This window comes from Cupriavidus basilensis (genome assembly GCF_008801925.2).
GTDB classification, from domain to species: Bacteria; Pseudomonadota; Gammaproteobacteria; order Burkholderiales; family Burkholderiaceae; genus Cupriavidus; species Cupriavidus basilensis.
In genome coordinates this window covers 4,541,971-4,566,734 of the sequence record NZ_CP062803.1, presented here as the reverse complement: position 1 = coordinate 4,566,734, position 24,764 = coordinate 4,541,971, and the positions used below count along the sequence as shown (strand labels likewise).

At 66.0% G+C, this 24,764-nt stretch carries 26 protein-coding genes and 2 pseudogenes; 18 read left to right on the top strand and 10 right to left on the bottom strand.

Features of this window, described 5'->3' with window-relative positions:
• Positions 1-1,021 precede the first annotated feature (1,021 nt).
• The 4 genes from rpmH to yidC all read left to right on the top strand — a co-directional run bounded on the left by rpmH (position 1,022) and on the right by yidC (position 3,729).
• A complete protein-coding gene (rpmH, locus tag F7R26_RS20965; RefSeq protein WP_006578231.1) occupies positions 1,022-1,156 on the top strand; it encodes a 50S ribosomal protein L34 in 135 nt (44 codons plus the stop codon).
• A gap of 118 nt (positions 1,157-1,274) precedes the next feature.
• Complete coding sequence (gene rnpA, locus F7R26_RS20960) at positions 1,275-1,736, top strand: ribonuclease P protein component (RefSeq protein ID WP_150985330.1); 462 nt, start codon at positions 1,275-1,277, stop codon at positions 1,734-1,736.
• A gap of 15 nt (positions 1,737-1,751) precedes the next feature.
• A complete protein-coding gene (gene yidD, locus F7R26_RS20955) occupies positions 1,752-2,036 on the top strand; it encodes a membrane protein insertion efficiency factor YidD (protein ID WP_082054956.1) in 285 nt (94 codons plus the stop codon).
• A 22-nt stretch (positions 2,037-2,058) separates the two neighbouring features.
• Entirely contained in the window at positions 2,059-3,729 is a 1,671-nt protein-coding gene (yidC, locus tag F7R26_RS20950; RefSeq protein ID WP_150985329.1) for a membrane protein insertase YidC, read from the top strand.
• 253 nt (positions 3,730-3,982) lie between these two features.
• Here the strand turns inward: yidC and F7R26_RS20945 are convergent, their stop codons facing one another.
• Positions 3,983-4,369 carry a VOC family protein gene (locus F7R26_RS20945; RefSeq protein ID WP_150985328.1) on the bottom strand — a complete coding sequence of 129 codons (387 nt, stop codon included), beginning with the start codon at positions 4,367-4,369 and terminating at the stop codon, positions 3,983-3,985.
• Positions 4,370-4,434: 65 nt separating this feature from the next.
• Positions 4,435-4,872: a PaaI family thioesterase gene (locus F7R26_RS20940; protein ID WP_150985327.1), complete on the bottom strand. Its 438-nt coding sequence runs from the start codon at positions 4,870-4,872 to the stop codon at positions 4,435-4,437.
• Positions 4,873-5,150: 278 nt separating this feature from the next.
• On the opposite strand from F7R26_RS20940, the gene F7R26_RS20935 reads away from it, so the two are divergent.
• The 4 genes from F7R26_RS20935 (at position 5,151) to F7R26_RS20920 (ending at position 9,376) form a co-directional block, all read left to right on the top strand.
• On the top strand, positions 5,151-5,969 hold the full coding sequence (locus F7R26_RS20935) for a CHAD domain-containing protein (RefSeq protein ID WP_241754378.1): 819 nt from the start codon (positions 5,151-5,153) through the stop codon (positions 5,967-5,969).
• A 14-nt stretch (positions 5,970-5,983) separates the two neighbouring features.
• On the top strand, positions 5,984-7,438 hold the full coding sequence (gene mnmE, locus F7R26_RS20930) for a tRNA uridine-5-carboxymethylaminomethyl(34) synthesis GTPase MnmE (protein WP_150985451.1): 1,455 nt from the start codon (positions 5,984-5,986) through the stop codon (positions 7,436-7,438).
• A 77-nt stretch (positions 7,439-7,515) separates the two neighbouring features.
• The gene (locus F7R26_RS20925; protein ID WP_170301828.1) at positions 7,516-7,674 is read left to right on the top strand and encodes a hypothetical protein; all 159 of its coding nucleotides are present in this window, start codon (positions 7,516-7,518) and stop codon (positions 7,672-7,674) included.
• A gap of 313 nt (positions 7,675-7,987) precedes the next feature.
• Positions 7,988-9,376: an NHL repeat-containing protein gene (locus tag F7R26_RS20920; protein ID WP_150985325.1), complete on the top strand. Its 1,389-nt coding sequence runs from the start codon at positions 7,988-7,990 to the stop codon at positions 9,374-9,376.
• 156 nt (positions 9,377-9,532) lie between these two features.
• On the opposite strand, the pseudogene F7R26_RS20915 reads toward F7R26_RS20920, so the two are convergent.
• Positions 9,533-10,186, bottom strand: a pseudogene (locus tag F7R26_RS20915) (AraC family transcriptional regulator); the annotation flags it as partial.
• A 123-nt stretch (positions 10,187-10,309) separates the two neighbouring features.
• On the opposite strand from F7R26_RS20915, the gene F7R26_RS20910 reads away from it, so the two are divergent.
• The gene (locus F7R26_RS20910) at positions 10,310-11,752 is read left to right on the top strand and encodes an IS5 family transposase (RefSeq protein ID WP_150993646.1); all 1,443 of its coding nucleotides are present in this window, start codon (positions 10,310-10,312) and stop codon (positions 11,750-11,752) included.
• 59 nt (positions 11,753-11,811) lie between these two features.
• On the opposite strand, the pseudogene F7R26_RS41055 reads toward F7R26_RS20910, so the two are convergent.
• Positions 11,812-11,997, bottom strand: a pseudogene (locus F7R26_RS41055) (AraC family transcriptional regulator); the annotation flags it as partial.
• 413 nt (positions 11,998-12,410) lie between these two features.
• Between F7R26_RS41055 and F7R26_RS20905 the strand changes: the two are divergent.
• The gene (locus tag F7R26_RS20905; protein ID WP_150986431.1) at positions 12,411-12,863 is read left to right on the top strand and encodes a PA2169 family four-helix-bundle protein; all 453 of its coding nucleotides are present in this window, start codon (positions 12,411-12,413) and stop codon (positions 12,861-12,863) included.
• Positions 12,864-12,951: 88 nt separating this feature from the next.
• Here the strand turns inward: F7R26_RS20905 and F7R26_RS20900 are convergent, their stop codons facing one another.
• Positions 12,952-13,629 (bottom strand): methyltransferase family protein, encoded by a 678-nt coding sequence (locus tag F7R26_RS20900; protein ID WP_150986440.1) that lies wholly within the window; start codon positions 13,627-13,629, stop codon positions 12,952-12,954.
• 246 nt (positions 13,630-13,875) lie between these two features.
• Between F7R26_RS20900 and F7R26_RS20895 the strand changes: the two genes are divergently transcribed.
• The 7 genes from F7R26_RS20895 to F7R26_RS20865 all read left to right on the top strand — a co-directional run bounded on the left by F7R26_RS20895 (position 13,876) and on the right by F7R26_RS20865 (position 19,314).
• Positions 13,876-15,051: an acyltransferase family protein gene (locus F7R26_RS20895; RefSeq protein ID WP_150986430.1), complete on the top strand. Its 1,176-nt coding sequence runs from the start codon at positions 13,876-13,878 to the stop codon at positions 15,049-15,051.
• 151 nt (positions 15,052-15,202) lie between these two features.
• A complete protein-coding gene (locus tag F7R26_RS20890; RefSeq protein ID WP_150986429.1) occupies positions 15,203-16,420 on the top strand; it encodes an acyltransferase family protein in 1,218 nt (405 codons plus the stop codon).
• 118 nt (positions 16,421-16,538) lie between these two features.
• Complete coding sequence (locus tag F7R26_RS20885; RefSeq protein WP_043352493.1) at positions 16,539-16,952, top strand: hypothetical protein; 414 nt, start codon at positions 16,539-16,541, stop codon at positions 16,950-16,952.
• 363 nt (positions 16,953-17,315) lie between these two features.
• Positions 17,316-17,894 (top strand): OB-fold protein, encoded by a 579-nt coding sequence (locus tag F7R26_RS20880; protein WP_150986428.1) that lies wholly within the window; start codon positions 17,316-17,318, stop codon positions 17,892-17,894.
• A gap of 45 nt (positions 17,895-17,939) precedes the next feature.
• Positions 17,940-18,143 carry a hypothetical protein gene (locus tag F7R26_RS20875; protein WP_150986427.1) on the top strand — a complete coding sequence of 68 codons (204 nt, stop codon included), beginning with the start codon at positions 17,940-17,942 and terminating at the stop codon, positions 18,141-18,143.
• Between the two features lie 247 nt (positions 18,144-18,390).
• On the top strand, positions 18,391-18,624 hold the full coding sequence (locus tag F7R26_RS20870; protein ID WP_150986426.1) for a hypothetical protein: 234 nt from the start codon (positions 18,391-18,393) through the stop codon (positions 18,622-18,624).
• A gap of 171 nt (positions 18,625-18,795) precedes the next feature.
• Positions 18,796-19,314, top strand: coding sequence for a hypothetical protein (locus tag F7R26_RS20865; protein ID WP_150986425.1), 519 nt, complete (start codon positions 18,796-18,798; stop codon positions 19,312-19,314).
• Between the two features lie 73 nt (positions 19,315-19,387).
• Here the strand turns inward: F7R26_RS20865 and F7R26_RS20860 are convergent, their stop codons facing one another.
• From F7R26_RS20860 to F7R26_RS20850, 3 genes are all read right to left on the bottom strand, one after another.
• Positions 19,388-20,359: a M14 family metallopeptidase gene (locus F7R26_RS20860; protein ID WP_150986424.1), complete on the bottom strand. Its 972-nt coding sequence runs from the start codon at positions 20,357-20,359 to the stop codon at positions 19,388-19,390.
• Between the two features lie 136 nt (positions 20,360-20,495).
• Positions 20,496-21,464: a Bug family tripartite tricarboxylate transporter substrate binding protein gene (locus F7R26_RS20855; RefSeq protein WP_150986423.1), complete on the bottom strand. Its 969-nt coding sequence runs from the start codon at positions 21,462-21,464 to the stop codon at positions 20,496-20,498.
• A gap of 194 nt (positions 21,465-21,658) precedes the next feature.
• Entirely contained in the window at positions 21,659-22,588 is a 930-nt protein-coding gene (locus F7R26_RS20850; RefSeq protein WP_150986422.1) for a LysR family transcriptional regulator, read from the bottom strand.
• 170 nt (positions 22,589-22,758) lie between these two features.
• Between F7R26_RS20850 and F7R26_RS20845 the strand changes: the two genes are divergently transcribed.
• A complete protein-coding gene (locus tag F7R26_RS20845; RefSeq protein ID WP_150986421.1) occupies positions 22,759-23,658 on the top strand; it encodes a MerR family transcriptional regulator in 900 nt (299 codons plus the stop codon).
• Between the two features lie 30 nt (positions 23,659-23,688).
• On the opposite strand, the gene F7R26_RS20840 is transcribed toward F7R26_RS20845, so the two are convergent.
• Together F7R26_RS20840 and F7R26_RS20835 are read right to left on the bottom strand one after the other, a co-directional pair.
• Entirely contained in the window at positions 23,689-23,853 is a 165-nt protein-coding gene (locus F7R26_RS20840; protein ID WP_150986420.1) for a rubredoxin, read from the bottom strand.
• On the bottom strand, positions 23,850-24,722 hold the full coding sequence (locus F7R26_RS20835) for a metal-dependent hydrolase (RefSeq protein WP_150986419.1): 873 nt from the start codon (positions 24,720-24,722) through the stop codon (positions 23,850-23,852). The genes F7R26_RS20840 and F7R26_RS20835 overlap by 4 nt, the downstream gene beginning before the upstream one ends.
• Between the last annotated feature and the right edge of the window lie 42 nt (positions 24,723-24,764).

Below are 24,764 nucleotides of genomic sequence, written 5' to 3'. Positions count from 1 at the left end.
TGTTTTGTTGTTCGGTGTTCGCCACGGTGCATGGACAGTCCGGCCGAATGGACGACAGGCAAGGATCGGTGACGCATCCCTGCCGTTAGTCCATGCAACCTGAAAGCGATCGCCAAGCGATCCGCAAATGACCCCGCAGCCCGGGCCCCCATGGTGATCGACGCGACAAGCGGGAGCCGCTGACGAGCGAGGCGATGAAATCGCCGCTTGCCCGTTGCGCGTCCGTTGTCCGGCATGCCAGGGGTGTTGCCCGGGTTGCGCTTGCGCCACGCAGCCCGTGTGGTGTTTGGACCCGGATTGTACCCCCCGCCCTAAGTTATCCACAAAGGATAAGTCTGTGGATAAGTTGTGAAAAAGCAGTGGATTGTTGTGCACAACCCTAGTTCTGGCGCGGGTTTCCGGGTAGTCAAAACGCGGGAAAACCCAGTCGAAACAGTGACTTCGCTCACCTTGGCCAACCCCGGGTGGCACCCCTGAAGAAAAAAAACTTACCCACTGGCGATTGTGGACAATGAAATACAACGGCCTGTTGCGTGTTTTTAAGGCAGGGGTGCTTCACAAGGCGCTAATCCATCTGCAGTCTTGACACGTCGCGCGAAACTCAGTTAAATGGCGGGTTCTGCGATGCCGCAGGGGATCACGTATGCGCATCGCCGGGTCTGACCTGTTCCGTGCAAGACTGGTGCGAATCCTTGGTGTTTGACTAAGCTGAGACGCGCCGGAAACAGCTGGATTGGCCGGAACAGGCAGCGGGCCGGGCAGGCTGATGGGGTTGGAACGGATGCGTTGGTTTTACGGTTTTACGCTTCCGCTCCGGCAAGATTCCCTCCCACAACTGCTTCGCGCGGCGTCGATGTCCGATTCGTCGGTGCCATCGATTCGCGAGATACACGGCCGGCAGCAAGATCACCACAGCAGTCGGCAACACCGCAAACCGCGGCAGCCCCATGCGAACCATACGCGGCGGCGCCCGGCTTAACGCCGGAAGCCGGGCGAGCCCAGATCAACCAGAGAGTGCAACATGAAACGTACATACCAACCTTCCGTTACCCGCCGCAAGCGTACCCATGGTTTCCGCGTGCGCATGAAGACCCGCGGCGGCCGTGCCGTCATCAACGCGCGTCGCGCCAAGGGCCGCAAGCGCCTGGCAGTCTAAGGGCCTGGCGACCGGCCACGGCGGTGCAGCAGCTTGCGCCGCCTTGGCCACTCGCCTCGCCTTTTGGACGGCCGGTAGCCAGCAGCCAAGCACAGCTTTTCCGCTCGCTTTGCCTAGCGTGACTACCTTTGCCTACCCTAAAGCCGCGAGGCTCACAAAAACGGATGAGTTTTCATCCGTTTTTGCATTGCGTCCGCGCCGACGCAGCCAGCATTTCGTGCTGTATGTGGGCGAGAACGGCCTGCCGCAAGCCCGCCTGGGCGTGGTGGTGGGCAAGAAGTTCGCAGCGCGTGCCGCCGAGCGCAACCTGGTCAAGCGCATGGTGCGGGAACTGTTCCGCCAGCGGCAGGACAAACTCGCGGGCCGCGATGTGTTGCTGCGCCTGCAGGCCAAGTTTCCGCGCGCGGAGTTTGCCAGCCGCACGGCGATACGCCGGGTGTGCCTGGCCGAGCTGACCGGCTTGTTCGAGGTAGCGGTCAAGCCGCTTGCCCCGCGCCCTGCTGCCCCTTCCGGGGTGTCGCCGCCAAAGTCCGCCGAGGCTGCGCCCACGGAAGTCCCGCCCTCGGGCGCTCCTGCCTGACACCGGCCCGCTGCCATGAAGCGAATCCTGCTTGCCCTGCTGCGCATCTACAAGATCGCCCTGAGCCCGTTCTTTGGCTCGCAGTGCCGCTTCCTGCCCACCTGTTCCGATTACGCCCGCGAAGCGATCCTGTGCCATGGCGCAGGGCGCGGCAGCTGGCTGGCCGCTTGCCGGCTATGCCGTTGCCATCCGTTCACGGATGGCGGGTATGATCCGGTGCCACCGGCATCGGCAACCAAGCAAGACCGGGCTCGCCCCGCGACTGGCCACCCAGTCACGATCCGGCTACCCCGCCCCTGATTTCCCCCGACCACAGCGAGACATGGATATCAAACGCACCATACTCTGGGTCATCTTCTCGATGGCCCTCGTGCTGCTCTACGACAACTGGCAGCGCGCCAACGGTCACCAGTCGATGTTCTTCCCGAGCGCGACGCAGCAGGCTCCGGCAACCGCAGGCGGCGCTTCGGCCCCGCAAAGCGATGTGCCCAAGGCCAACGCAACGGCCGGCGCCGCCGCAGGCGCTCCGGCGTCCGTGCCGGTAGCCGCGGCCCAGCCCAGCGGCGAGAAGATCGTGGTCAGCACCGACGTGATGCGTGCCCAGATCGATACCGCCGGCGGCATCCTGACGCGCCTGGAACTGCTGAACCACAAGGAGCATGACGGCAAGCCGGTCGTGCTGTTCGAGCGTGACCAGACCCGCACCTATATGGCCCGTTCCGGCCTGATCGGTGGCGACCTGCCCAACCACACCACGGTGTTTACCGCTTCGGCGGGCCCGCGCGACCTGGCTGGCTCGGACAAGGTGTCGGTGACGCTGACGGCGGAGAAGGACGGGGTCAAGCTGGACAAGACCTATACCTTCCACAAGGGCAGCTACGTTGTCGACACGAAATTTGCCGTGACCAACGACAGCGGCAAGCCGATCTCGCCGACGCTGTACATGGAACTGACGCGCGACGGCAGCAAGGTCGAGCAGTCGCAGTTCTATAGCACCTTCACCGGCCCGGCCATCTACACCGACGCCGACAAGTACCACAAGATCACCTTTGACGACATCGGCAAGGGCAAGGCTTCGGTCCCCGCGGCCGGTACCAGCGGCTGGGTGGCGATGGTGCAGCATTACTTTGCCTCGGCGTGGATTCCGCAATCGGGCAAGGAGCACAGCTTCTACGTCGAGAAGATCGACAACAACCTGTTCCGCGTGGGCGTGCAGCAACCGCTGGGCTCGATTGCCCCGGGTGCCACGGTGACCACCGATGCGCGCCTGTTCGCCGGCCCGCAGGAAGAGCGCATGCTCGAGAAGATCACCCCGGGCCTGGAACTGGTGAAGGACTACGGATGGCTGACCATCCTGGCCAAGCCGCTGTTCTGGCTGCTGGAAAAGATCCACGGCTTCCTGGGCAACTGGGGCTGGTCGATCATCGGCCTGACCGTGCTGATCAAGCTGGTGTTCTTCCCGCTGTCGGCGGCTAGCTACAAGTCCATGGGCAAGATGAAGGACCTGCAGCCCCGCATGACCGCGATGCGCGAGCGCCACAAGGGCGATCCGCAGAAGATGAACCAGGAGATGATGGCGCTGTACCGCACCGAGAAGGTCAACCCGCTGGGCGGCTGCCTGCCCATCGTGATCCAGATCCCGGTGTTCATTGCGCTGTACTGGGTGCTGCTGTCGTCGGTGGAAATGCGCGGCGCGCCTTGGCTGGGCTGGATCCATGACCTGTCGGTGCCGGATCCGTTCTACATCCTGCCGGTGCTGATGGCCGTGTCGATGTTCGTGCAGACCAAGCTGAACCCGACCCCGCCGGACCCCGTGCAGGCCAAGGTCATGATGATCATGCCGCTGGTGTTCTCGTTCATGTTCTTCTTCTTCCCGGCTGGCCTGGTCATGTACTGGGTCACCAACAACGTCTTGTCGATCGCGCAGCAATGGCAGATCAACCGGATGCTTGGCAAGAACAAGGCGAAGACCGCCGCAGTGGCCAAGGGCTGAAGTTGAAGTTGCAGTGAATCGATGCCAACGGGTGGCAAACCCGCTGGTGACAAAAAAGCCCGGTGCGATGCACCGGGCTTTTTTTTGCTTCACCAGCCGCGCCTGAACGAAGCCGACGATGCGCCAAAGCCGTTTGGAATGACGACGGCTGTTACTCCCTCTCCCCTCAGGGGGAGAGGGTTGGGGAAAGGGGTGGCTTAGCTAGGAGCCGCGTGAAGTGCAGCACGATGTGGCTGGCGCAGGCGCCCCCGTATCACTCGGGCGCGTGGCACACCGCTTCGATATTGTGGCCGTCCGGGTCCAGCACAAAGGCGCCGTAATAGTTCGGGTGATAGTGCGGGCGCAAACCCGGCGCGCCGTTGTCCCGGCCGCCGGCCGCCAGCGCGGCCTTGTAGTAGGCATCCACCTGCGCGCGCGAGTCCGCGCGAAAGGCGATATGCAGCGGTGGCTGGTTGGGCGTGCCGTTGCTGATCCAGAACTCGGGCTTCTCGGGCGGGCCGAAGCCGGCCACGTCGGTGTGGCCAGTCACGCTGGCGGGCAACTCCATGTTCTTGATGAAGCCGAGCGCGGCCAGCGCGGCGGTGTAGAAGGCCCGGCTCTTCGCGAAATCGCTGACGACAACGCCTGTGTGATCGATCATCTTGCAGTGTCTCCTTGGGTGTTTTTTGTCGTCCGGCGTTGGCCCGGTATTGGCGCAGTGCTGGCTCAGGCCAGGTCGAGCACGCTCATGGTGGCGTTGAAGCGGCTGACCAGCACCGCCTCGCCGTGCACGCTGGCGAAGACATCGGCCTCCACCACAATGATGGTGCGGCCGGATTTCAATACATCGGCGCGGCAGGTCAGGCGATCGCTGCGGGCGGCGCGCAGCAGGTTGATCTTGAATTCGGCGGTGACCACATGGCGCCCGGTGTCGAGCATGGTGCTGGCGGCCGCGCCGGCGGTGTGGTCGGCCATGGTGGCTTGCACGCCGGCATGCACGATGCCGCCATGCTGCAGGTGGCGGGGCGTAACCAGCAGTTCGCTCTCGCACCAGCCCGGCCCGCAATCCACCAGCCGGATGCCTACATCCGCGACAAAGGCAGCCTGGCGAAAGCCGGCCTCGATGGTGTCGCGCAGCAAAAGCCGTTCTTGTTCGGTGGACATGGCGCTGCTCCTCGCACGGGTGGTGATCGGGTACGGCCTTGTGATGCCTATTGTGATGGCTGGCCGGCTGGCGTTGCCTGCACGCATTGCAACCTGAAGCGCGCGGGCTGTCAATGGAGTGCGGCGCAACCGGCACAATCGCCTACACTGATTAGACGTGCACTGAAACGTGCACTGAAACGCGCCCGGAAACATGCCCTGAAGCGGGCTTGCGCAAGCTCAGGCTGTTCCGGTAGCTATGCCCACGCCGATACGTTATGCGCGCCGCCAACCTCCCCATGCAGCTGCACCCCCGCATGCGCGCCATCGATGCCTTCATCGAGCTTGGTGATGCGGGCCTGGCGGCGGTTGCCGATCAGCTGGATGCCTTGCACCGGCGCGACCATCCCGATGATGTGCATGCGTTGCGTGTCGCGGTGCGGCGTCTGCGCGCCGTGTGCTGGGCATTTGCCCCGGCCTTGCCCAAGGCCATCCGCGCGCGCTGGGATGATTGCCTGCGCAAGCTGGCGCAGGCCGCCAGCGATGTGCGCGACTGGGACGTGTTCGTCAGCGCGACCTTGCGCCCGGCGCTGGACTTGCAGCCTGAGGATCCGGTACTGCTGGCGGTGCTTGACACCGCGACTGCGCGCCGCCACTACGCGCGCGCCACCATGCTGGCGCAGCTCACCGAACACCAGCACTGGCCACTGCCCGTGCTGCACCGCGACCTCATGCACCTGGGCGCGGACGGCGCGCAGCGCGCGGGCGCTGCCGCGCAGGACCGGCTGGCGGAGTTCGCGCGCCGGCGGGTGCGCCGCGCAAGCAAGCGCGTGAAGTCGCTGGCGCGCGCCGCGCGCTCGAAAGACCTGGCGCGCGTGCATCGCTTTCGCATTGGCAGCAAGCGGCTGCGCTATGTGATCGAGGCCTTGGAGCCGGTACTGGCCAAGCGCTATGGCAAACGCCTGCTCGGCAAGCTGGTGAAGCGCCAAGGCAGCCTGGGCGACCTGATCGACGGCGCGGTGGCACGCCGCCTGATGATGGAGTGCCTGAACATGCCCGCAGCGGATGTGCCGGGGGCCACGGACGTGCCGGATCGATCTGCGACAATATCGCCATGACTGCCACGACCGCCATGACCGCAACCCACTCCCTCCAGCCTCGCTCCGCTCGCACCACGCCCATCGCCGCCATTGCTACCGCGCCGGGGCGCGGCGGCATCGGCGTGGTGCGCGTGTCCGGCCCCGACGTGAGCGCGATTGCGCAGGCCGTGTGTGGCCAGGCGCTGAAAGCCCGCCACGCCACCTACCTGCCGTTCCTGGATGCGCACGGCAAGGCCATCGACCACGGCCTGGCGCTGTACTTCCCCGCGCCGCACTCGTACACCGGCGAGGAAGTGCTGGAGTTGCAGGGCCACGGCGGCCCGGTGGTGATGCAGATGCTGCTGGCGCGCTGCCTGGATGCCGGGCGCGAGATAGGCCTGCGCCTGGCCGAGCCCGGCGAGTTCACGCGCCGCGCCTTTCTGAATGACAAGCTCGACCTGGCCCAGGCGGAAGCCGTGGCCGACCTGATCGAGGCCAGCACCGAAGCCGCCGCGCGCTCGGCCGCGCGCTCCATGGAGGGCGTGTTCTCCGACGCCATCCGCGCGCTGGTGGAGCAGGTGATCCACCTGCGCATGCTGGTGGAAGCCACGCTGGATTTTCCCGAGGAAGAGATCGACTTTCTGGAGGCGTCCAACGCGCGCGGCCAGCTGGCCAATATCCGTGATGCGCTGGGCGGCGTGCTGGCGCAGGCCAAGCAGGGCTCGCTGCTGCGCGAGGGCTTGTCGGTGGTGCTGGCGGGCCAGCCCAATGTGGGCAAGTCGTCGCTGCTCAACGCGCTGGCCGGCGCGGAGCTCGCCATCGTCACGCCGATTCCCGGCACCACGCGCGACCGCGTGCGCGAGACCATCCAGATCGAAGGCATCCCGCTGCATATCATCGACACCGCCGGCCTGCGCGAAGACGCCACCGACGAAGTCGAGCGCATCGGCATCGAGCGCACCTGGGAAGCCGTGGGCCGCGCCGACCTGGTGCTGCACCTGGTGGACGCGGCCGACTACGTGGAACACGGCTTGTCGGAAATCGACGACGCCATCGACGACCGCCTCTCCGGCCACCTGCCGCCGGGCTCGCCAATCCTGCGCGTGGTCAACAAGATCGACCTGGCGCCCAAGGTTGGCGAGCGCCACTTCGGCGCGGATCGCCCGCACGTGGTAGCCGCCATCGGCCCGAACCCGGCGGAGGTATGGATCTCCGCGCGCACCGGCGCGGGCATCGACCTGCTGCGCGGCCAGTTGCTGCGGCTGGTGGGCTGGCAATCCGGCAACGAAGGCACCTTCCTCGCGCGCGAGCGGCACCTCACCGCGCTGCGCAACGCGCAATCGCACCTGGACCTGGCCGAAGAGCGCGCAGCGCAAGAGGCGCAGGCGCTGGACCTGTTCGCCGAAGAACTGCGCCTGGCGCAGGACCATCTCAACAGCATCACCGGCGAGTTCAGCAGCGATGATCTGCTGGGGACGATTTTTACGCGGTTTTGCATCGGCAAGTAATCAGTTACCAAACGCCTGCAACGGACGCCCGCGAAGCAGCCCGTACCCGAGTGCTCGCGCCGGACGAGATCGGGACCATGTTCCGAGCAAACTACGCCTCTGACATCCGTCACCCGCTCAAGCTGACTGCGCACTTACCGGTGCTCATCATGGTCCGAAAGTCCGAACTGATTGAGGCGAAGGGCGACCAGTTCGGCCTGGACGCCGCAGTCTGGCGCATCCCTCTGACGCTATGAAGCTGCGCAAGGAGCCTGGGTCTACCTGTCCGCCCAGGTCGTGGAAATGCTGCGCGAGATCGGACTACGTACGTCTTCCCATTCACTCGCGGGCACCTTGAGGCCCCGATCGCGATTTCGCCTCTCAGGGGTAGTTCCGCCCTCGAACTCGATTTGTGCAACAACGCTGGCGAGCCCGGCCTGTCTGGTTCCGCCATCAGCGGGATGTCAGGACTTGTCAGCTTTTGCGGCGGGTGGCTCGCTAGCATGGACGCCCATCAGGAATTCCCGGCTTGTTGCCATCCTTGTTCCCTTTCGCGCGGAGACAGAAGACATGAAGAAGATTGCCACCATCCCCTTGGCCCGGCCGGCCATCGCGTCGCTGTGCCTGAGCCTGTGCCTGGCCGCCTGCGGAGGCGATGGCGACAATCCGCAGAGCGCGGGTTCCCCCAGCGGCGGGATCAGCAGTGGCGTCAGCGGCGGCGTCAGCTCCGGCTACAGCATCAGCGGTGTCGTCAGCGGCCTGGCCAGCGGCTTCTCGCTTCAACTGCTGAACAACGGCGCCGCCCCGCTGACACTGACCGCGAATGGCGCCTTTACCTTCGCCGCCCCCGTTGCGCTCAACAGCGCCTATGCGGTCACGATCGGTACGCAGCCGCTTGGGCAAACCTGCTCGGTGAGCAGTGGCAGCGGCGTCGCCACAGCAGCGGTGACGAACGTGACGATTTCCTGCGGCGCAGTGCAAGCGCGGGTGTCCACCCTGGCGGGTTCCACAACGGCGGGCTCCGCCGACGGCACCGGGACCGCCGCTTCGTTCAAGAGCCCGTTTGGCGTGGCGCTCGATGCAAGCGGCAACCTGTACGTGGCCGATACCGGAAATTCTGAAATCCGCATGATCACCCCGGCAGGCGTCGTCACCACGCTGGCCGGCTCCACAACGGCGGGCTCCGCCGACGGCACCGGCGCCGCCGCATCGTTCTGGGGGCCAACCGGGATTGCGGTGGATGCGAGCGGCAATGTCTATGTGGGCGACTCCACCAACAACAGGATCCGCAAGATCACCCCGGCAGGCGTCGTCGCCACGCTGGCCGGGACCAACACCCGGGGCTCCACCAACGGCTCCGGCGCCTTTGCGTCATTCAGCAATCCGCATGGCGTAGCGGTTGATGCGAGCGGCAATGTCTACGTGGCCGACTCCGGCAACAACCAGATCCGCAAGATCACCCCGGCGGGCAACGTCACGACACTGGCCGGCTCGAGTACCGCTGGCTTCGCGAACGGCACCGGCGTCTCCGCATCCTTCTCCAATCCGATTGGCGTGGCGGTCGATGCCAGCGGCAACGTCTATGTCGCCGATACCGGCAACAACGCTATCCGCATGATCACACCAGCAGGCGTCGTCACCACGCTGGCCGGCTCGGGCGCCACTGGCTTCGTCGACGCCACGGGCACTGCGGCAGCGTTCAACTCCCCCTATGCCGTAGCGGTCGACTCGAGCGGCAACGTCTATGTAACGGACAACAGCAATAATGTGATCCGCAAGGTGACTGCAGCCGGCGTCGTTACCACGCTGGCGGGCTCCAGCACGACTGGCTCGGCTAACGGCTATGGTACGGCAGCAACGTTCTGGGCAGTGGATGGTATTGCTGTCGATACCAAGGGCACGGTCTACGTGGCGGATGCGAACAATAACCAGATTCGCTTGATCCAACCGGCGCAGTAAGAAGCGGCGGACACAAGACTGCGGCGCAAGACCCCGCCGCACCGGCATGCACCGTGGGCCGCACGCCCTCCAGATCCCGCGCGCGACGACTTAGCGTCGGCGCGGGGGGAATGTCAGCGCGCGGAAACAGGCGTGCCTGAGCGGTGCGCGTCAGCCCTATTTCACCGGCATGCAGATCCGCGTTTGCAACTGCGCGGGCGGCGTGGTGCGAGGATCGTTCACGTATTGCTCGAACATGGGAAAGTCCGCCGGCACGACCCCGCTGTTCGGCAGCCATTCCGAGAACATCCAGTTGTACGCCTTGCCCATCTCGTTGTAGGGGCCTGTGTAAGTCAGTATCGCGCAGCGGCCCGCCGGGATGTCGAATCGCTCCAGTTCCTCGCCCAGGTCGGCATCCGGCGCCACCGGCATGCCGGCCAGCGAGCGCAATTGCGCTGCCGGCACCTGCTCGGGATCGCTGAAGTACACGCCAAAGCCGGTGGCGTCCGGGCTGGCAAGGCCCCGGCTGGCCGCCAGCATGAAGACGCGGGTGAACACCGGGCCGATTTCCTGATAGCTGCCACGATGGGGCAGCGTGGCCAGCACGGTGCCGGGAAAGGTTTCGATCGTGATGGGATACATGCCTAGCTCCTGAGGGTTGAAGGGACCGGAGCGGGCTGCGCGATACCGCCCCGGCGGGATGCCGAAGGCCGCGCCAAATGCCCGGTTGAATGCCGCGTCCGACTCGTAGCCGGCGCGCAGCGCCACATCACGCAATGAAACTTCGGTACCCGCCAGCGCGATCGCCGCACGGTGCATGCGCAGGCGTTGTAGTCCGTCCTGCAGAATGTTACGAAGCCAAGCGTGGCAAGGCCATGGCGAGAATTGGGGTGATGGAGAACTCCCAGAAGGAATATGAATCTGATCCCCTTTCTGGGAGTTTTCGACTTGCCGATGAGCACGCCCGACTTTTTCCGTAGCCGCCTTGACGCCATGATCGACCTGCGCCATCCGCTGGCGGTTCTGGCCATGCGTATGCCGTGGCCGCAGATCGAGGCGACGTTGGCGCCAGTGTTCGCACGCCAGGCGCGAGACGGACAGTTGGAGGTGGGCGAGGATCTGTTCGGCCCGACCCTGGCGGTGGCGGGTGCCGGTATCAGTGCCGCGGGTCGGCCGCGGTTGCCGATCCGTCTGATGGTCGCACTGCTGTACCTCAAGCATGCATACAACGAGAGTGACGAGTCGGTGTGCGAGCGGTGGGCGCAAGACGTCTACTACCAATATTTCAGCGGCCAGGAATACTTCGAGCCCCGTCTGCCATGTGACCCGACCAATCTGGTGCGCTTCCGGCAGGCATTGGGCGAGGCCGGCGTCGAGGAGTTGCTGGCGACCACGATTGCCGCTGCCGTGCAGATGGGCGCGATCAAGCCGGCTGAGTTCGAGTGTGTGATCGTCGACACCACGGTCCAGGAGAAGGCCATCGCCTATCCGACCGACAGTCGATTGCTGGATGTGGCGCGTGCCAAACTGGTCCGCCTGGCCAAGCGTGCAGGCCTGAACCTCAAGCAGACTTTCGAGCGCGAGGGCAAGAAGCTGCGCCGCAGTGCGGGCGGATACGCGCACGCCAAACAGTTCAAGCGACTGCGTCGAGTGCTCAAACGCCAGCGCACCATTCTCGGCCGGATCCTGCGGGATATCGAGCGCAAGTTGTCCGGGACATCGGACGCCATGCAAGCCACGATGCAGCCATGGATCGAGCGGGCGTGGCGAATCTGTCGGCAACGTCCGAAGGACAAGAACAAGCTCTATGCCTTGCACGCCCCGGAAGTCGAGTGCATCTCGAAGGGCAAGGCGCGCCAGCCGTATGAGTTCGGCGTCAAGGTCAGCCTGGCAGTTACTGCGAGCCAAGGCCTGATCGTCGGTGCACGCAGCTTCCCCGGCAATCCCTACGACGGCCACACACTGCATGCCCAGCTCGAGCAGACCACCATCCTGCTGCAGGAGCTGCCCGGCGCCCCGAAACCCAACACGGCTATCGTCGATCTGGGATATCGCGGCGTGGATGCCGAGGTGGCTCCGGTGAAGATCGTGCATCGCGGGCGAATCAAGACGATGAACCAAGTCCAGCGCAGAATGCTCAAGCGGCGCCAGGCTGTCGAACCCGTTATCGGGCACGTCAAGGCGGATCACGGACTACGGCGCAACTGGCTCAAGGGCGAAGCTGGTGACGCACTGCATCCGATCCTTTGTGCTGCTGGCTTCAATCTGCGCTGGCTGCTGCGGGCCATCGTCCGCCTGGGACTGTCGGCGGTATTTTTTGTTTTCCTGCTGCTGCGCTTGCTTGGCCGAACCGTTGTGCCCGTCGGCCAGCTCGCCCTGCCGAAGCTGCGGGACTGAAACTGCCGGTGCCGCCCTTTATCACCTCTTTTGCAGCTCAAGCCAATTTTGCAGGACCGACGTTGTACCGTGGCGTTCACCGTTTCTCCCATCATGGCGCGATAGACGCGATGGAAGTGGTACGGCGACAGGCAGGCCAGGTCGGCCAGCTGGTACAACTCCGGGTCCGCATCGGGGTGGCTTGCCAGCCAGCGCAGGACGGGTTCCATGCGTTGGGCGTACTGGATTCGGGTCTCGGGTTTCATGTGGTCTCCATGGCGTGCAATCTACCGGCGGCCGGTTTGCAGATTTTGCGGTTTTTTTGTGGCTTGGCTAGCGCAAAGTGCAGGCAAGCGCATGCGGATTGATTCCGGCAAGCTGCGCCGCACAAACCGGTCAGCCCTCGCCCCTATGAGTCCGCACACCCTCCTATACTGAAATCCCACCCCCATTTCGCCCGGCGCTGGTCCACGCGGCTGCCAGCGCGCGAGCCAATCGCAGAAGTGCCGCGCGGCAAGCCAACCAGGCAAGGCAAGCACAGGAAGCAGGGGCCTGAATCCCGCAGCGGCATCGACGCCAGGCGTGTAGCGTGCCGCGGATGTACGCGGGGGTTCACACGAGAATTCGCACGAGAATTCGCACGGGTTCCTGTCCATGCAAGACCGGCAAGGAGATCATCATGACCAACGCGCAAGGACAAATCGTCGGCACCCTGAACCACCTGATCGAGGTCGGCAAGGACGGCGAGCTCAGCTGCACGACCGGCGCCCGCGAGGTGCATAACCCTGAGATACGCGCGATCCTCACGGGGACGGCGGAGTCGTGCCGTGCCTCGGTGATGGAGTTGCAGGCACTGGTGACATCGCTGGGCGCGGAGCCCCGGGATCGCGGCAGCATGGGCGGCACGCTGCATCGCGGCTGGATGGAAGTGCTGCACGTGATCGCGCCGCACAACGACGATGCGGTGCTGCAGCTGTGCGAGCGCGATGAGGAAACGGCAAAGCGCGAGTACCAGTCGGCACTGACGAAGGACATGCCGCCCGAGATCCGCGCGGTGGTGCAGCGCCAGTACGAGGGCATACAGTGGCACCACGATCGCATCCACGCCATGCGCGGGATGCAGATTCACTGAGGCTGCGATGCGCTGATCGTCGGCAATCCCCTGCGATCAGCAACAAAGACCGCAGCAAGGACCGGTTGCCTGCCTGACGCCTGACGAACTACCAGACGAACGGGACCAGCCGGTATCGCACCCGGGCCGCATAGGCCGCGTAGCCCTTGAGGCCGCGCTGCAGCTCGCGGTCTTCCATTGCCGTGCGAAACACGATGCCGCCAATGAGCACCAGCGATGCGGCCACGCCGTACCAGGAGCCGAGCATCAGCGCATTGGCCGGCAGGAACACCAGCATGGTGGCGTAGAGCGGGTGGCGAACCACGGCGTAGGGGCCGCTGGACACCACCCGGTGCCCGCGCTCGGCCTGGATCCTGACCACGGCCGCGAGGAAGGTGTTTTCGTGAATCACGCGGTCGATCAGGAGAAATGACAGCACCACCAGCACCGCGCCCAGGCACTGCAGCCACAACGGCATCGCGGACCAGTGAAAGCGCACCGCATCCAGGCCCATCAGCACCATCCAGGCGATCCACGCCACGAGCACGAACGGCAGCAGGATCTTGTCCCAGAACGGCTGGCCGCGTTGCAGCGGCATCTTCATGCGCTCAGCAAGCAGTGCGGGATCATGCCGCGCGAGGCGTTGCGTGAGCCAATAGCCACCGCCAAAAAACACGATGAGATAAGCCCAGGCGGCGGGCCAGGCCAGCGTGCCCGCCGCGCCGAACAGCAGGGCCGCAAAGAGCAGGCCCTCCGCCGCCAGCGCCATTCCGACCTTGAATCCCATGGCGCCTGCCTCCTTGCCGGCGAACCGGTAGCCGCGCGTTTGTCGTTTCTCCACGTTAGCACGCTCTTGGTATGCCGGCGCACAGAGCGCGCCCGCGGGGCGGGCTAGATTTCATCCCGCATGCCCACCGGTTGCGCGCGCCGCGCGCGGCCACCGCGACGCCGCAGAGCGTCGTGGCGCGGCGGCAAGCGAGGGAGGCATGGCAAAGTACCGCGCCTCCCCCGACACCTTGAGGGGGTGAGACAGATGAGCCGTCGCGTTCTAGAGCTGACCGGGCTTCGCAGCGTCGCGGTCATGCTGGTGGTCATCAGCCATGCGGAGCACATGGCCAAGGGGGGGTACACGGGATTGCTGGCGCCGCTGCGGTATTTCGCGAACGGCGGCGTCGGCGTGTTTATCTCGTTCGTGCTGAGCGGCTTCCTGATTACGGAGCTGCTGCAGGCCGAGTGGCGGGCCTGCGGCTCCATCAAGCTGATGCGTTTCTACGGCCGCCGCGCGCTGCGCATCTGGCCGGCTTTCTATGTCTACCTGATCGCGATGGGCCTGTTCGGCATTGTCGGGCTGATCGATGTGGACGCGCGGCAGCTCCTGTTTGCGGCCGCGCACCTCTGGAATTACTCCGAGATGCTCGGGCTGGGCAACGTCAACATGGCGCATCCCGCCGGCGCGTGGCTGCTCGGCCATTTCTGGACGCTGGCGCTGGACGAGCAGTTCTACTGGCTGTGGCCGCCGGTGCTGTTGCTGCTGCTGCGCGGCAAGGATCCGCGCTGGCTGGTGCTGGTGATCATGCTGATGCCGCTGGTGCGGGTGCTCTGCTATTTCACGACGCCTTCGTTGCGCGGGCAACTGGGGTTGATGCTGCACACGGGCGTGGACCCGGTGCTGATGGGATGCTATATCGCGCTGGACCGCGAGCGGCTGAAGGCGCAACTGAACGCACGCTTTGCCGGCGCGTTTGCGCTGCCGGCGCTGATCCTGGTACTGCTGCTTGGCCTGCCGGTCATCGGCACCCTGGCCGGCGGCATCTGGACGGCGACCTATGGCCCGGTGGCGCTGGCGGCGGCGGCGGGCCTGCTGATCCTCGCCGTGGTGGAGCGGCCCGAGTTGTGGATATCGCGGCTGCTCAGGAGCAAGGCCTTTGTGTTCGTGGGCACGATCTCGTTCAGCTTGTACGTCTGGCAGCAGCTGTTTACCAGCACGGCGTCGCCGCTGGCGCTGCGCTTTCCCTTTTGCATCCTGGAGGCACTGGCAGCCGCGACGCTGAGCTACTTGCTGGTCGAGGCGCCTTTCCTGCGGCTCAGAAGCTGGCTTGGCAAGCGAGCGCGGGCAACAGCCCTGGAGACGGTGAGCGAGGAGGGCGGCGCGCCTGCGCGCAGCGTCGAGGCCGAACCGCTCCAGGACTTGCCGCAGCAGGCCTTGTAAGCGGGCGTTGCGACACGCCGGCCCGTGGGTCGGCCTGTGTTGGCTGCCACACCAACGCAGGCCAGGCCGCGCGGTACCTTTTGACATTGCACCACGGCAGCCCGGTGGGCTCGCCCGCGCCGGGCGTGGCCATCGCAGGCAGGGAGTAAACATGAACCGAGACGGTACACACGTTTGCGCGCTCGACGGTGTGCGGGGCCTGGCGGTCCTGATTGTCATGCTGTATCACTTTGCCCATGTGAGCCTGGTGTCGGACCTGCCGCTCGACCGCTTGTTCTACCAGTTGTCGATGACGGGGTGGATTGGCGTGGATATCTTCTTTGCGCTGTCGGGATTCCTGATCACGGGCATCCTGCTGCGCACCAAGGGCGCGCCCAACTACCTGCGCGCGTTCTACGGGCGCCGCGTGCTGCGCATCTTTCCGCTGTACTACTTCTACCTGGCCGTCCTGTTTCTGCTGCTGTTCCCGCTGATCTCGCACCGCGTCGGCGCCATTGAGCAGGCCAAGCTGGAGGCGGTGCAGGCCAGCTGGCCGTGGTTCGTGCTGTATCTGTCCAACCTCAAGCAGGCGCTGACCGGCACGTTCTTCGGGGCGGGCGCGGGGCATTTGTGGTCGCTTGCCATCGAGGAGCAGTTCTACGCCGTGTGGCCCTTGCTGGTGCTGCTGCTGCCGCTGGCCGCCATGCGCCGGCTCTGCCTGGTAGTGCTGGCGGGAACGCTGGCGGTGCGCGTCGGCATGGTCTTGCAAGGCTATAGCGCGGACGCCATTTCGGTGTTCACGCTGGCCCGGCTGGATGACCTGGAGGCGGGCGCGCTGCTGGCGATGGCGGTCCGGCGCGGATTGCACTTCAAGCCCTGGCTGGTGAAGGCGGCGCCGTTGGCGCTGCTGGTGCTGGCGGGCGGGCTGGCGGCCATGGGTTCCCGGCTGGAGTCCAGCCCGCTGATCTATACCGTGGGCTTCTCGGTGGTTGCCGTGGTGGCGGTGGGCCTGGTCTACGCGGCCTGCGCCACGGACCGGCACGCCGTGTTCAGCAACCGGTACCTGGTGTTCCTGGGCAAGTACAGCTACGCGCTTTACGTGTTCCACCCCATCATCCGCGTGGCGGCGGTCAAGGCGTTCGGCGAGCCACGCCTGCTGTTCGGCAGCCAGATCCCGTGGCAGCTTGGCTTTTCGGCGGCGTGCCTGTGCGCCTCCATCGCGGCGGCCTTGCTGAGCTGGCACCTGATCGAAAAACGCTTCCTGGGGCTCAAGGACATGTTGTTCCCCAACCGGGTTCCCACACCAGCGCCGCCCCCGCCATCCGCCGCCTTGCCGGCGCGGGACACATTTGGCGCCGATCCCGCCAGGCGCGGGCGGCCCATCATCTAGGCGCGCTGATGCGCGGCGGGCGGCGGCCTGGCAATGCCGGGCCGCCGCCCCACCGATGAATCGCATGCGGGCACGGCCAACCGCTACAATGGGCCGTTTCAGCGAACGAGCCCCTGCCATGACCGATCATCCCCGCTTTACCCTCAATCGCTCGCTCGTCGTATTGGTGCCGCAGCAGCCTTTCTTCGAATGGATCATGGCCGTGGATATCGACCCGGTAGCCACGCTGACCCTTGAGCATGTGCGCGAGGACCAGAGTGTGTTCCTGGTGCCGGACGATGTCTCGACCACGTCGGAAGCGCTGCAATGGGTGGAACAGCGCTGGCGCGGCTTGTTCGAATTCATGCTGGGGGAGTGGTTCGACGAAAGCCTGTGGCCGCAAACGCTGACGCTGCAGCAGTTCCGTGACTGGTTTACCGTGCAGCACCACTCGATGGTGTTCGACATGGCGCCTGACACCCCCATCGAACATGAAGACTGGGAAGACGAGGACGAAGACGACGACGAAACCGGGCTGCGGCACCTTCATTGATCGCGGCTTGCGGGTTGCGGCTTGATGCGGCGCAGCCCGGCAGCGCCGTAGCAAGCCAGCCTTACGTCACGCCATCGCCATGAAGTGCATGCGCATGCCCACTTGGATCCCCACGCGGCACCCAGCCCAGGCTGTGGACAAGTCTGTGGAGAAGACCGAACAACCCTGTGGGCAAAGCTGTGGGCAACTTTTTTGGCAAGCCCCGCCCGAACACCTGGCCTGGCACCGCCAGGCCTTGCCACAGGCGGGCTGGCAGCCGAGCCGAGCGTGCCGGCACGCGGCGCGCGCGCTCGATGCGCGCAGCCGGCGCCTGACAGCGCAATGGCCTATTCAATGGCCTATTTCTATCGCAGGAAACCCCGGATGTTGAACCGTACCCAGCAAATCCTTATCGGCGTTGTCGCCCTTGCCGTCCTTGGCATGTTGTGGCTCACCGGCAACCATGAAGAACAGCAGGAAGAGCCGGCCCCCGAGGCGGTCGCGGCAGCGTCCGCGGCGGTGCCGGAGCCCAACGCCGGCGCGCGCGGCGTGCCCAAGAACGGCACGCTGGACCCGATCAGCATCGACCCGAACCGCTCCACCGACATCCTGCCGCAATACCAGGCGGACACGCTTGTCGACGATTACCAGGAGAACGCCGGCGCGGCCAACGACCGCTACCTGGGCAAGTATTTCATCGTGGAGGGCGTGGCCAGCGGCGTGCGGCGCGAGGGAAACGACACCGTCTTCCTGGATATCCGCTCCAATAGCCCGACCCTGGTGGTGCGCGCCAGGCTCCTGCCGATCCAGATCTGCGGCCCCGCCGGGCGCACCTGCGAAGTCGAGGCACGCGGCACCATGGTCCGGCGCGGACAGAAGGTGGCCGTGGAATGCACCGGCGCGGGCCAGGTGGAGGGCTCGCCTATCCTCGAAGATTGCCTTGTGCGTGGCGGCGCGAACTGAGCGCGAGCCCTGACTTACCCGGATTTACCCAGATCGACATCCAGCATGCAAACCCTGCTTTCCGTACTCGCCCTGACCATCCTGATCGTCACCGTGGTGGGCCTGGTCTCGCCACCGTTCATCAGCAACGCCTTCCTGAAGGGCCGCCCGGTGGGACGCCTGCAGATCCTGCTGGTGGGGGTGTTCCTTGCCGCGATCTGCCTGATGGTGGTGGGCACGATGGCCAGCGGGGGGGCGGCAACGGCCTGAGGCCACCAACCGGGCCAAGACCGCGCGCCATGGCGACGGCTGCCTCTCCCTTTCCCCTCGGTTAACCGGTACGCCAATCGCCACTCCGGCGGCATGTAGGACACGTCCCACAGCAGGATCGGTGCGCTATCGATAATGGCGCGTTCCGGCGTTGTCTATCTTTCCATCACGATACGAACAAACGTCAACGACGGGACAAGGCAAAGCGGCCCGAAGCTCCCCTGGAGCGAGGGCCGCGCTGAATATCATGATGGAAGATCTCTCCCGGGGTACGCTGCCTGCCCCGCAAGTCCAGCAAGCCCAGGCACTCGCCAACATCCTCGCCATCACGCGCCGCGAGTGGCAGGTGACCGGGCTCGGTCACCTCGCCGTGGATCATGGCCGCACGGGCCGCCGCCGCGACCAGCTCGCGCAGCGCGCGGCCCGCGCCTTCGAGGCGCAGGTGATGGCGCTGCGCTGCCGCCAGGCCATTGTGCTCTAGGCTAACCTCGGGCGAGCCACAGAACCGTAGCAGAACCGGCGCAGAACCGGCACAGGACCGGTTTACCCGCTCTGTTCCAACGATTGCCGCCGCCGCAATGGCCTAAAGTTGCCTGGCGCGCTTGCCGACAACACGGTTCGGCACCCTTGCACCAGCGTTTCCAGGAACATCATGAAAAAAGCACTGCTAGCCGCCAGCCTAGGCTTGCTGGTCACCGGCTGCGCCACGTACCAGGCCGTCGTCCCGGTCGACCGCGGCGACCGTATCGCCTCCATGCAGCCGGCCGACGGCACGCTGTTTTGCGTGATCGCCAACCCGGGCAGCGGCGGCAATGCCTATGCGGAATTCATCCGCGACGCGGTGCAGCAGCGCGGCTTTGAGTTCAAGATGCTGTCGCCCGGCTCGTCGGTAGCGTCGTGCCCCTATACCGCCACGGTCTACATGCAACGCCAGACCTACTGGCGCGATTTCCTGAGTACGGCGGAGATCATCGTCTATATCAACGGCGAGCGCGCCGGCAAGGCGAACTACGACGCCCTGCGCAGCGCCGGCGGCATCAACCTGAGCAACCTGGTCCCGCCCGAGATGAAGATCGACGAGCTGTTCGAGCAATTGCTGCCCGGCATGCGGCCAAAGCCGTCCACGGCCGGCACGCCGGCCGCGCCGCAATCGCCAGCTACGCCAGCCTGAACACCTCCGCCGCCTTGACGACGGCGTACCCATTACAGCGATAAGTGCGTATTTACGCACTTAAATCAACCGATCAGCCTACCAGCTGCCCCAGCCGCACCACGGTCACGCCCGGGCGCAGTTGGCGTAGCGACGGCATCACCAGCACGCAATCCGGATACGGCGTGACCACCGGCTCGCCGTCGCGCCAGCCGATCACGGTGCCGGCTTCGGCGAAGGTTTCCAGCCCGGTGTATGGGCCGGCGAAGCGGAAATCCATGCTGCTGGCAACCACCGGCTCGGTCACGCGTACCACCCGCTGCGGTGCCATGGGCAGGAGCCAGCCGGCAGGCACGTCACCCGCATCGATCACGCCGGCATGGAGCAGGAAGCGCGCGGTGCTGTCCTGGGCCACGCCCACGGCAGCGGTTTCCCAGTGCTGGCCGCATTCGATCAGCAGTGCGTTCCTGGCGCTGGCCGGGTCGCCAAAGCCTTCGTAGTCACGCATGCGCCGTCCTTCCGGATGGCCCTCGTCCACGATCACATTGGCGGGCGCGCCCACGGCGCGCGACAGGGCGATGCCCTTGTCGAGCGGGCCGGACACGATCAGCGGCAGGCTTTTCTCGTGCATGGAGTGCAGGTCGAGCAGCAGGTCAACGGTGTCGATGACCGGGCGCATGGCGCGCGCGCGGCGCAGCTCGGACGAGTCACGGGTGGTGTCGTCGAGCACGGCGGCCGTCCACACGCGGTTGAAATCCTGGTCGACATAGCGCGACGCATCCGGGCGGGCGGCATCGAAGCTGTGGTACGCGTCGACGTTGGCAAAGGCCAACGTCAGGCGGCCGCGGCGCGGGCGCAGGCCCAGGTCCAGCAGCACCTTGACGGTGATGGCGCCGCACACCTCGTTGCCGTGGGTCAGCGCATTGACCATCACGTGCGGGCCGGGCACGCCGCTGTCGAAGGTGTGGACGTAGGGCACGCCGGCGTTGCCGGCGGCGTAGGCGGAGATATCGGGGAATTCGACTTCAACCGGGTAAGCGTCGAAGCTGGGGGCAGTGGTCGTCATGTTTTTGATCGGCAAGAGTGCCAAGTGATAGCGACTGAACAGCGAAAGTAGCGAATGAAGCGGGAGAAGGCGGGCGAGCGGCAACCGCCGGCACCGCCACTTGCGACAAGCAAATGGTACGCCTGCCGCCGTCCGCTTATTCGTGAATGCCGGCAGTCTGGACGATGCTCTTGTACTTCACCGTCTCGCGCTTGATAAAGCTGGCGAACTGGCCCGGGCCGCCCGGCGCCACTTCCACGCCGGCCTCGGCCAGCTTTTTCTTCACCTCGGGCATGGCCAGCACCGCCTGCATCTCGGTGTTCAGGCGATCGACCACGGCGCGCGGCGTATTGGCCGGCGCCATCAGGCCAAACCACACCCCCATGTCCACGCCCTTGAGCGCGCTGCTTTCCGCCAGCGCGGGCACGTTGGGCGCCACCTGGGCGCGGTGCCCTTCGGTCACGCCGTAGGCCTTGACCCGGCCAGCCTGGATATGCGGCAGCGCCGACGACAGCACCATCACGGCGAGGTCGATCTGGCCGCCGAGCAGGTCGGTGGACATGGCGGACGCACCCTTATAGGGCACATGGGTGATGTTGACCTTGCCTTGCTGCTTGATCAGCTCGCCGGCCAGGTTCAGCGGCGTGCCCACGCCGGACGAGGCATAGGCCAGCTTGCCCGGCTGCGCCTTGGCCAGCGCGATCAGCTCATCGGCGTTCTTGGCCGGCAGCGCGGACTTGCCCACCAGCACCATCGGCTGGGTGCCGACAAAGGTGATCGGCGCCAGGTCGCGCTCGCCGTCGTAGCGCACCGCGGGATTGGTCAGGCGCGCGATCGAGACCTCGCTGCCCGAGCCCATCAGCAGCGTGTAGCCGTCGGCGTCGGCCTTGACCACCTTGGACGCACCGATGGTGCCGCCCGCGCCGCCCAGGTTCTCGATCACCACGCTCTGGCCCAGGCGCTTGCCCAGTTCCGGCGCGATAGTGCGCGCCACCAGGTCGACGCTGCCGCCCGCGGTGTAGCCCACCACCAGGGAAATCGGCTTGGTCGGCCAGCCCGAGGCGCTAGCGCCGCCGGCAAGCAGGCAGAAGGATGCGGCAGCAGCCGCACGCAGCAGTTTGTTCATGGCAGGTCTCTCCGTTTCTAGATTTGCGCCGTATGCAGACAGGCAAGGTATGCAGGCATGCGGCGATCTTAGAGAGCGTGCGGGCGCAGCAACGTGCGGCTTTGGCAATGGCGCTTGCCGTTTTGGCAAGGGTGGGGGGTGGGTGGGGCGAGGGCGGGATCAGGCCGCTGGACCCGGCGCGTGGCGCCGGACAGCTAGCCGGCCACCGCCGCATGCCAGAAGGCCTCGCCCAGCGCCCGCATGGGCGCGCGCGGGCGATACAGCAGGATCTGCATCACGAGGTCCGTGTCGCCGCCGACCTCCAGCCCGGCGCGCACCAGGCGCCCGGCGTGCAGGTCATCGGCGATCAGCCGCGCGGGCAGCCACGCCAGGCCCATGCGCTGGCGCACCATTTCATGCACGGATTCGGCGAAGTCGCTGACCGCGATCACGTCGAGCCGGCTGGCCAGCCCGCGGCGCGCGATCTCGCCGTTGACCATGCGGCCCAGGGTCAGCGTCGGCGCGTAGGCGATCATCGGCACCGGGGCGCGCTGGCCGCGCGCGAGCAACTTGTACTGTGGCCCGCCGCCATCGGCCGCCGCGCTCACGCAAACGAGGCGCTCCTCGCCCACGAAGTGGTACTGGTAGCGCGCGCTGTCCAGCGTCACCGGCTGCTCTGGGGAGTTGTAGCAAAGCAGGAAATCCGCGTCGCCTTCGGTGAAGATCGCCAGCGCGTCGTGCGTGGGAAAGGTGGAAAGCCGCGTGCGAAAGCCCGCCGCCGCCTTGTCGTTGCGCAGCGCATGGCGCAGGCCGGCCAGCCACGCTGGCACCATCGAGCGCGCCAGCGTCTTGCCGGTGACGATCACCACGGTGCTGGCATCGGCCCGATGCGCCGCGCGCAGCGACATGCGCGTGTCGTCCAGCGTGCGCAGCGCGCTCTGCGCGGCCTCCAGAAACTGCCGCCCTTCATCGGTGAGGCGCACCGGGAACACGCTGCGATCGATCAGCGGCGCACCCGCCCAGACTTCCAGCGCCTGCATGCGGCGCCCGAATGCCGGCGGCGTGACGTTGCGCAGCTCCGCCGCGCGCGCAAGGCTGCCGGCCTGGGCCAGGCACACAAAATCCTCCAGCCAGCGGATATGCATAAGGACTCGCGCCAGGGCGCGCGCAGAAGTTGAATGGGGACGTTCCGGGCAAATGCCGCCGTCGCGAAGCGCGGCGCTGCGAATATTGTAGCTGTAGCTGTACGTGCCCCGGCGCGCAGCGCGCGGCATGCGACACACGGCAGCCGCACGACTCGGGTAGAATTTTTGCCATGGCCTTCTTCAAGCGCAGCGCTGCGCCCACCTCCTCGCCGTCATCCGCGTCCGCCGCCCACGATGCCGCCGGCTCCGGCCATGGCAATGGCAATGGCACGCCGCCGGAATACACCATCGACGAACTCGCGCGGGCGGCCGGCACCACGGTGCGCAACGTGCGCTCCTACCAGGACCGCGGCCTGATCGATCCACCCGAGCGGCGCGGCCGGGTGGGCATCTACACGCAGACGCACCTGGGCCGGCTACGGCTGATCAACCACCTGCTGGCGCGCGGCTACACGCTGAACAATATCCAGGAGCTGCTCAAGGCCATCGTGGAGGGGCACGACCTGCGCTCCATCCTCGGGCTGGAATCCGCCATCAGCAGCCCGTGGACCGATGAAGTGCCGCGCCACTATTCCTACCTGGCGCTGGCCAAGCTGTTCGGCCGCGCGATATCGCGCCCGGCGCTGGCCAAGGCCATCGCGCTGGGGCTGCTGGAGCCGGACGGCATGGGCTACCTCGCACGCAGCCCGCGCACGCTGGCTGCCGGCGCGGAGATCGCGCGCGCGGGATTTCCGCTGGAAGATGTGCTGTCCATCGTCGAGCACGCACGCGGGCACTTCGAAGCCGTATCGGACCGGATCGTGGCCATGGTGGTGCGCGAGCTGGACCGCTTCGGTGAAGGCAAGCTGCCACCGCCGCAGGACGTGCCGCGGCTGGTGGATATCCTCTGGCGCATCCGCCCGCTGGCCATGGTGGCGGTAGAAGCGGAGATGATGCGGGCCATGGAACAGTCGGCCAATAAATACCTCGGCGACCGCGTGGCGGCCATCATCGAGCACTTGCACGACGCGCCGGAAGACGGCGGCGCGGGCAACGCGCCAAAGGCCGGGCCGCGCAAGGCCAGGCGCTGATACAGGGACGTGCCCGCTCTAGCCCGCTAGCTAAAGCGCCACCATCTGGAAATCGCCCTTGCGCATGCCGCAATCGGGGCAGCTCCAGTCTTCCGTCACGGCACTCCATGCCGTGCCGGGCGCGATGCCATGCTCCGGCATGCCAGCGGCTTCGTCGTAGACCAGCCCGCAGATTTCACACTGCCAGACCTTCATGCCGCGGCCCTCACCGAAGGCGCCCGGCTGGATACGCCGGCCCGCGCGGAGTTGGCCTCGATCTCCGCGATCAGCGGCTCGATGCGCGCCAGCTGCGCACGGTTGTCATGATCCCACGGGTGGAAGCCCGGCCGGAAATAATCGAACCACTCCGGAATCATCTTGCGCAGCACGCCGGGCTTGCCCCACAGGAAACGCATCACGCCGCCAAAGCCGCCGAGCTTGTTGCGGCACTCGCGATCCGCCATCACCAGCCGGATGTGGAACACGAACACCATCGCCCAGAACGTCACCGTGGTGGTGAGCATGGTGAAGGTGCGCAGCAGATAGCGAGATAGCCCCGGCTTCATCACGGCATTCCACACGTCGTAGGCCACTGCCTTGTGCTCGGTCTCTTCCAGCGCGTGCCAGATCCACACCTGGTGGTAGCCGGGCTCGGAGCCGCCCATCTGGTCCGGGTCCGCCAGCAGCCCGCCGGCAAGCATGGCGGTGTAGTGCTCGAGCGCGATGGTGTGCGCGAGCTGCCATGACTTGGGCAGTATCTTGCGCAGCACGTTGAGCAGTTTGCCAACGAACCGGTCGAGCGGCTCGGCGGGCAGGCCCGCATCCGTCATCAGCCGGTTGTAGAGAATGTGCTCGCGCGTGTGCATGGCCTCCTGGCCGATAAAACCCGCGATGGCACGCTTGAGCTCGGGGTCGGTCACATCGTCGCGATAGGCGCGCACGCTGTCCATGAAGAAGCGTTCGCCCGCCGGAAAGAAGATCGAGAGCGCGTTGACGAAGTGGGTGACATGGCGGCCCCGCACGTGCCAGTCGCCGATGCGGCTGGCGGGCAAGTGGGGATGCACATCGCGTCGGACTGGCATCATGATGAGTACTCCTGTCGATTCGTGGAATGCGTCGGGTGCGTC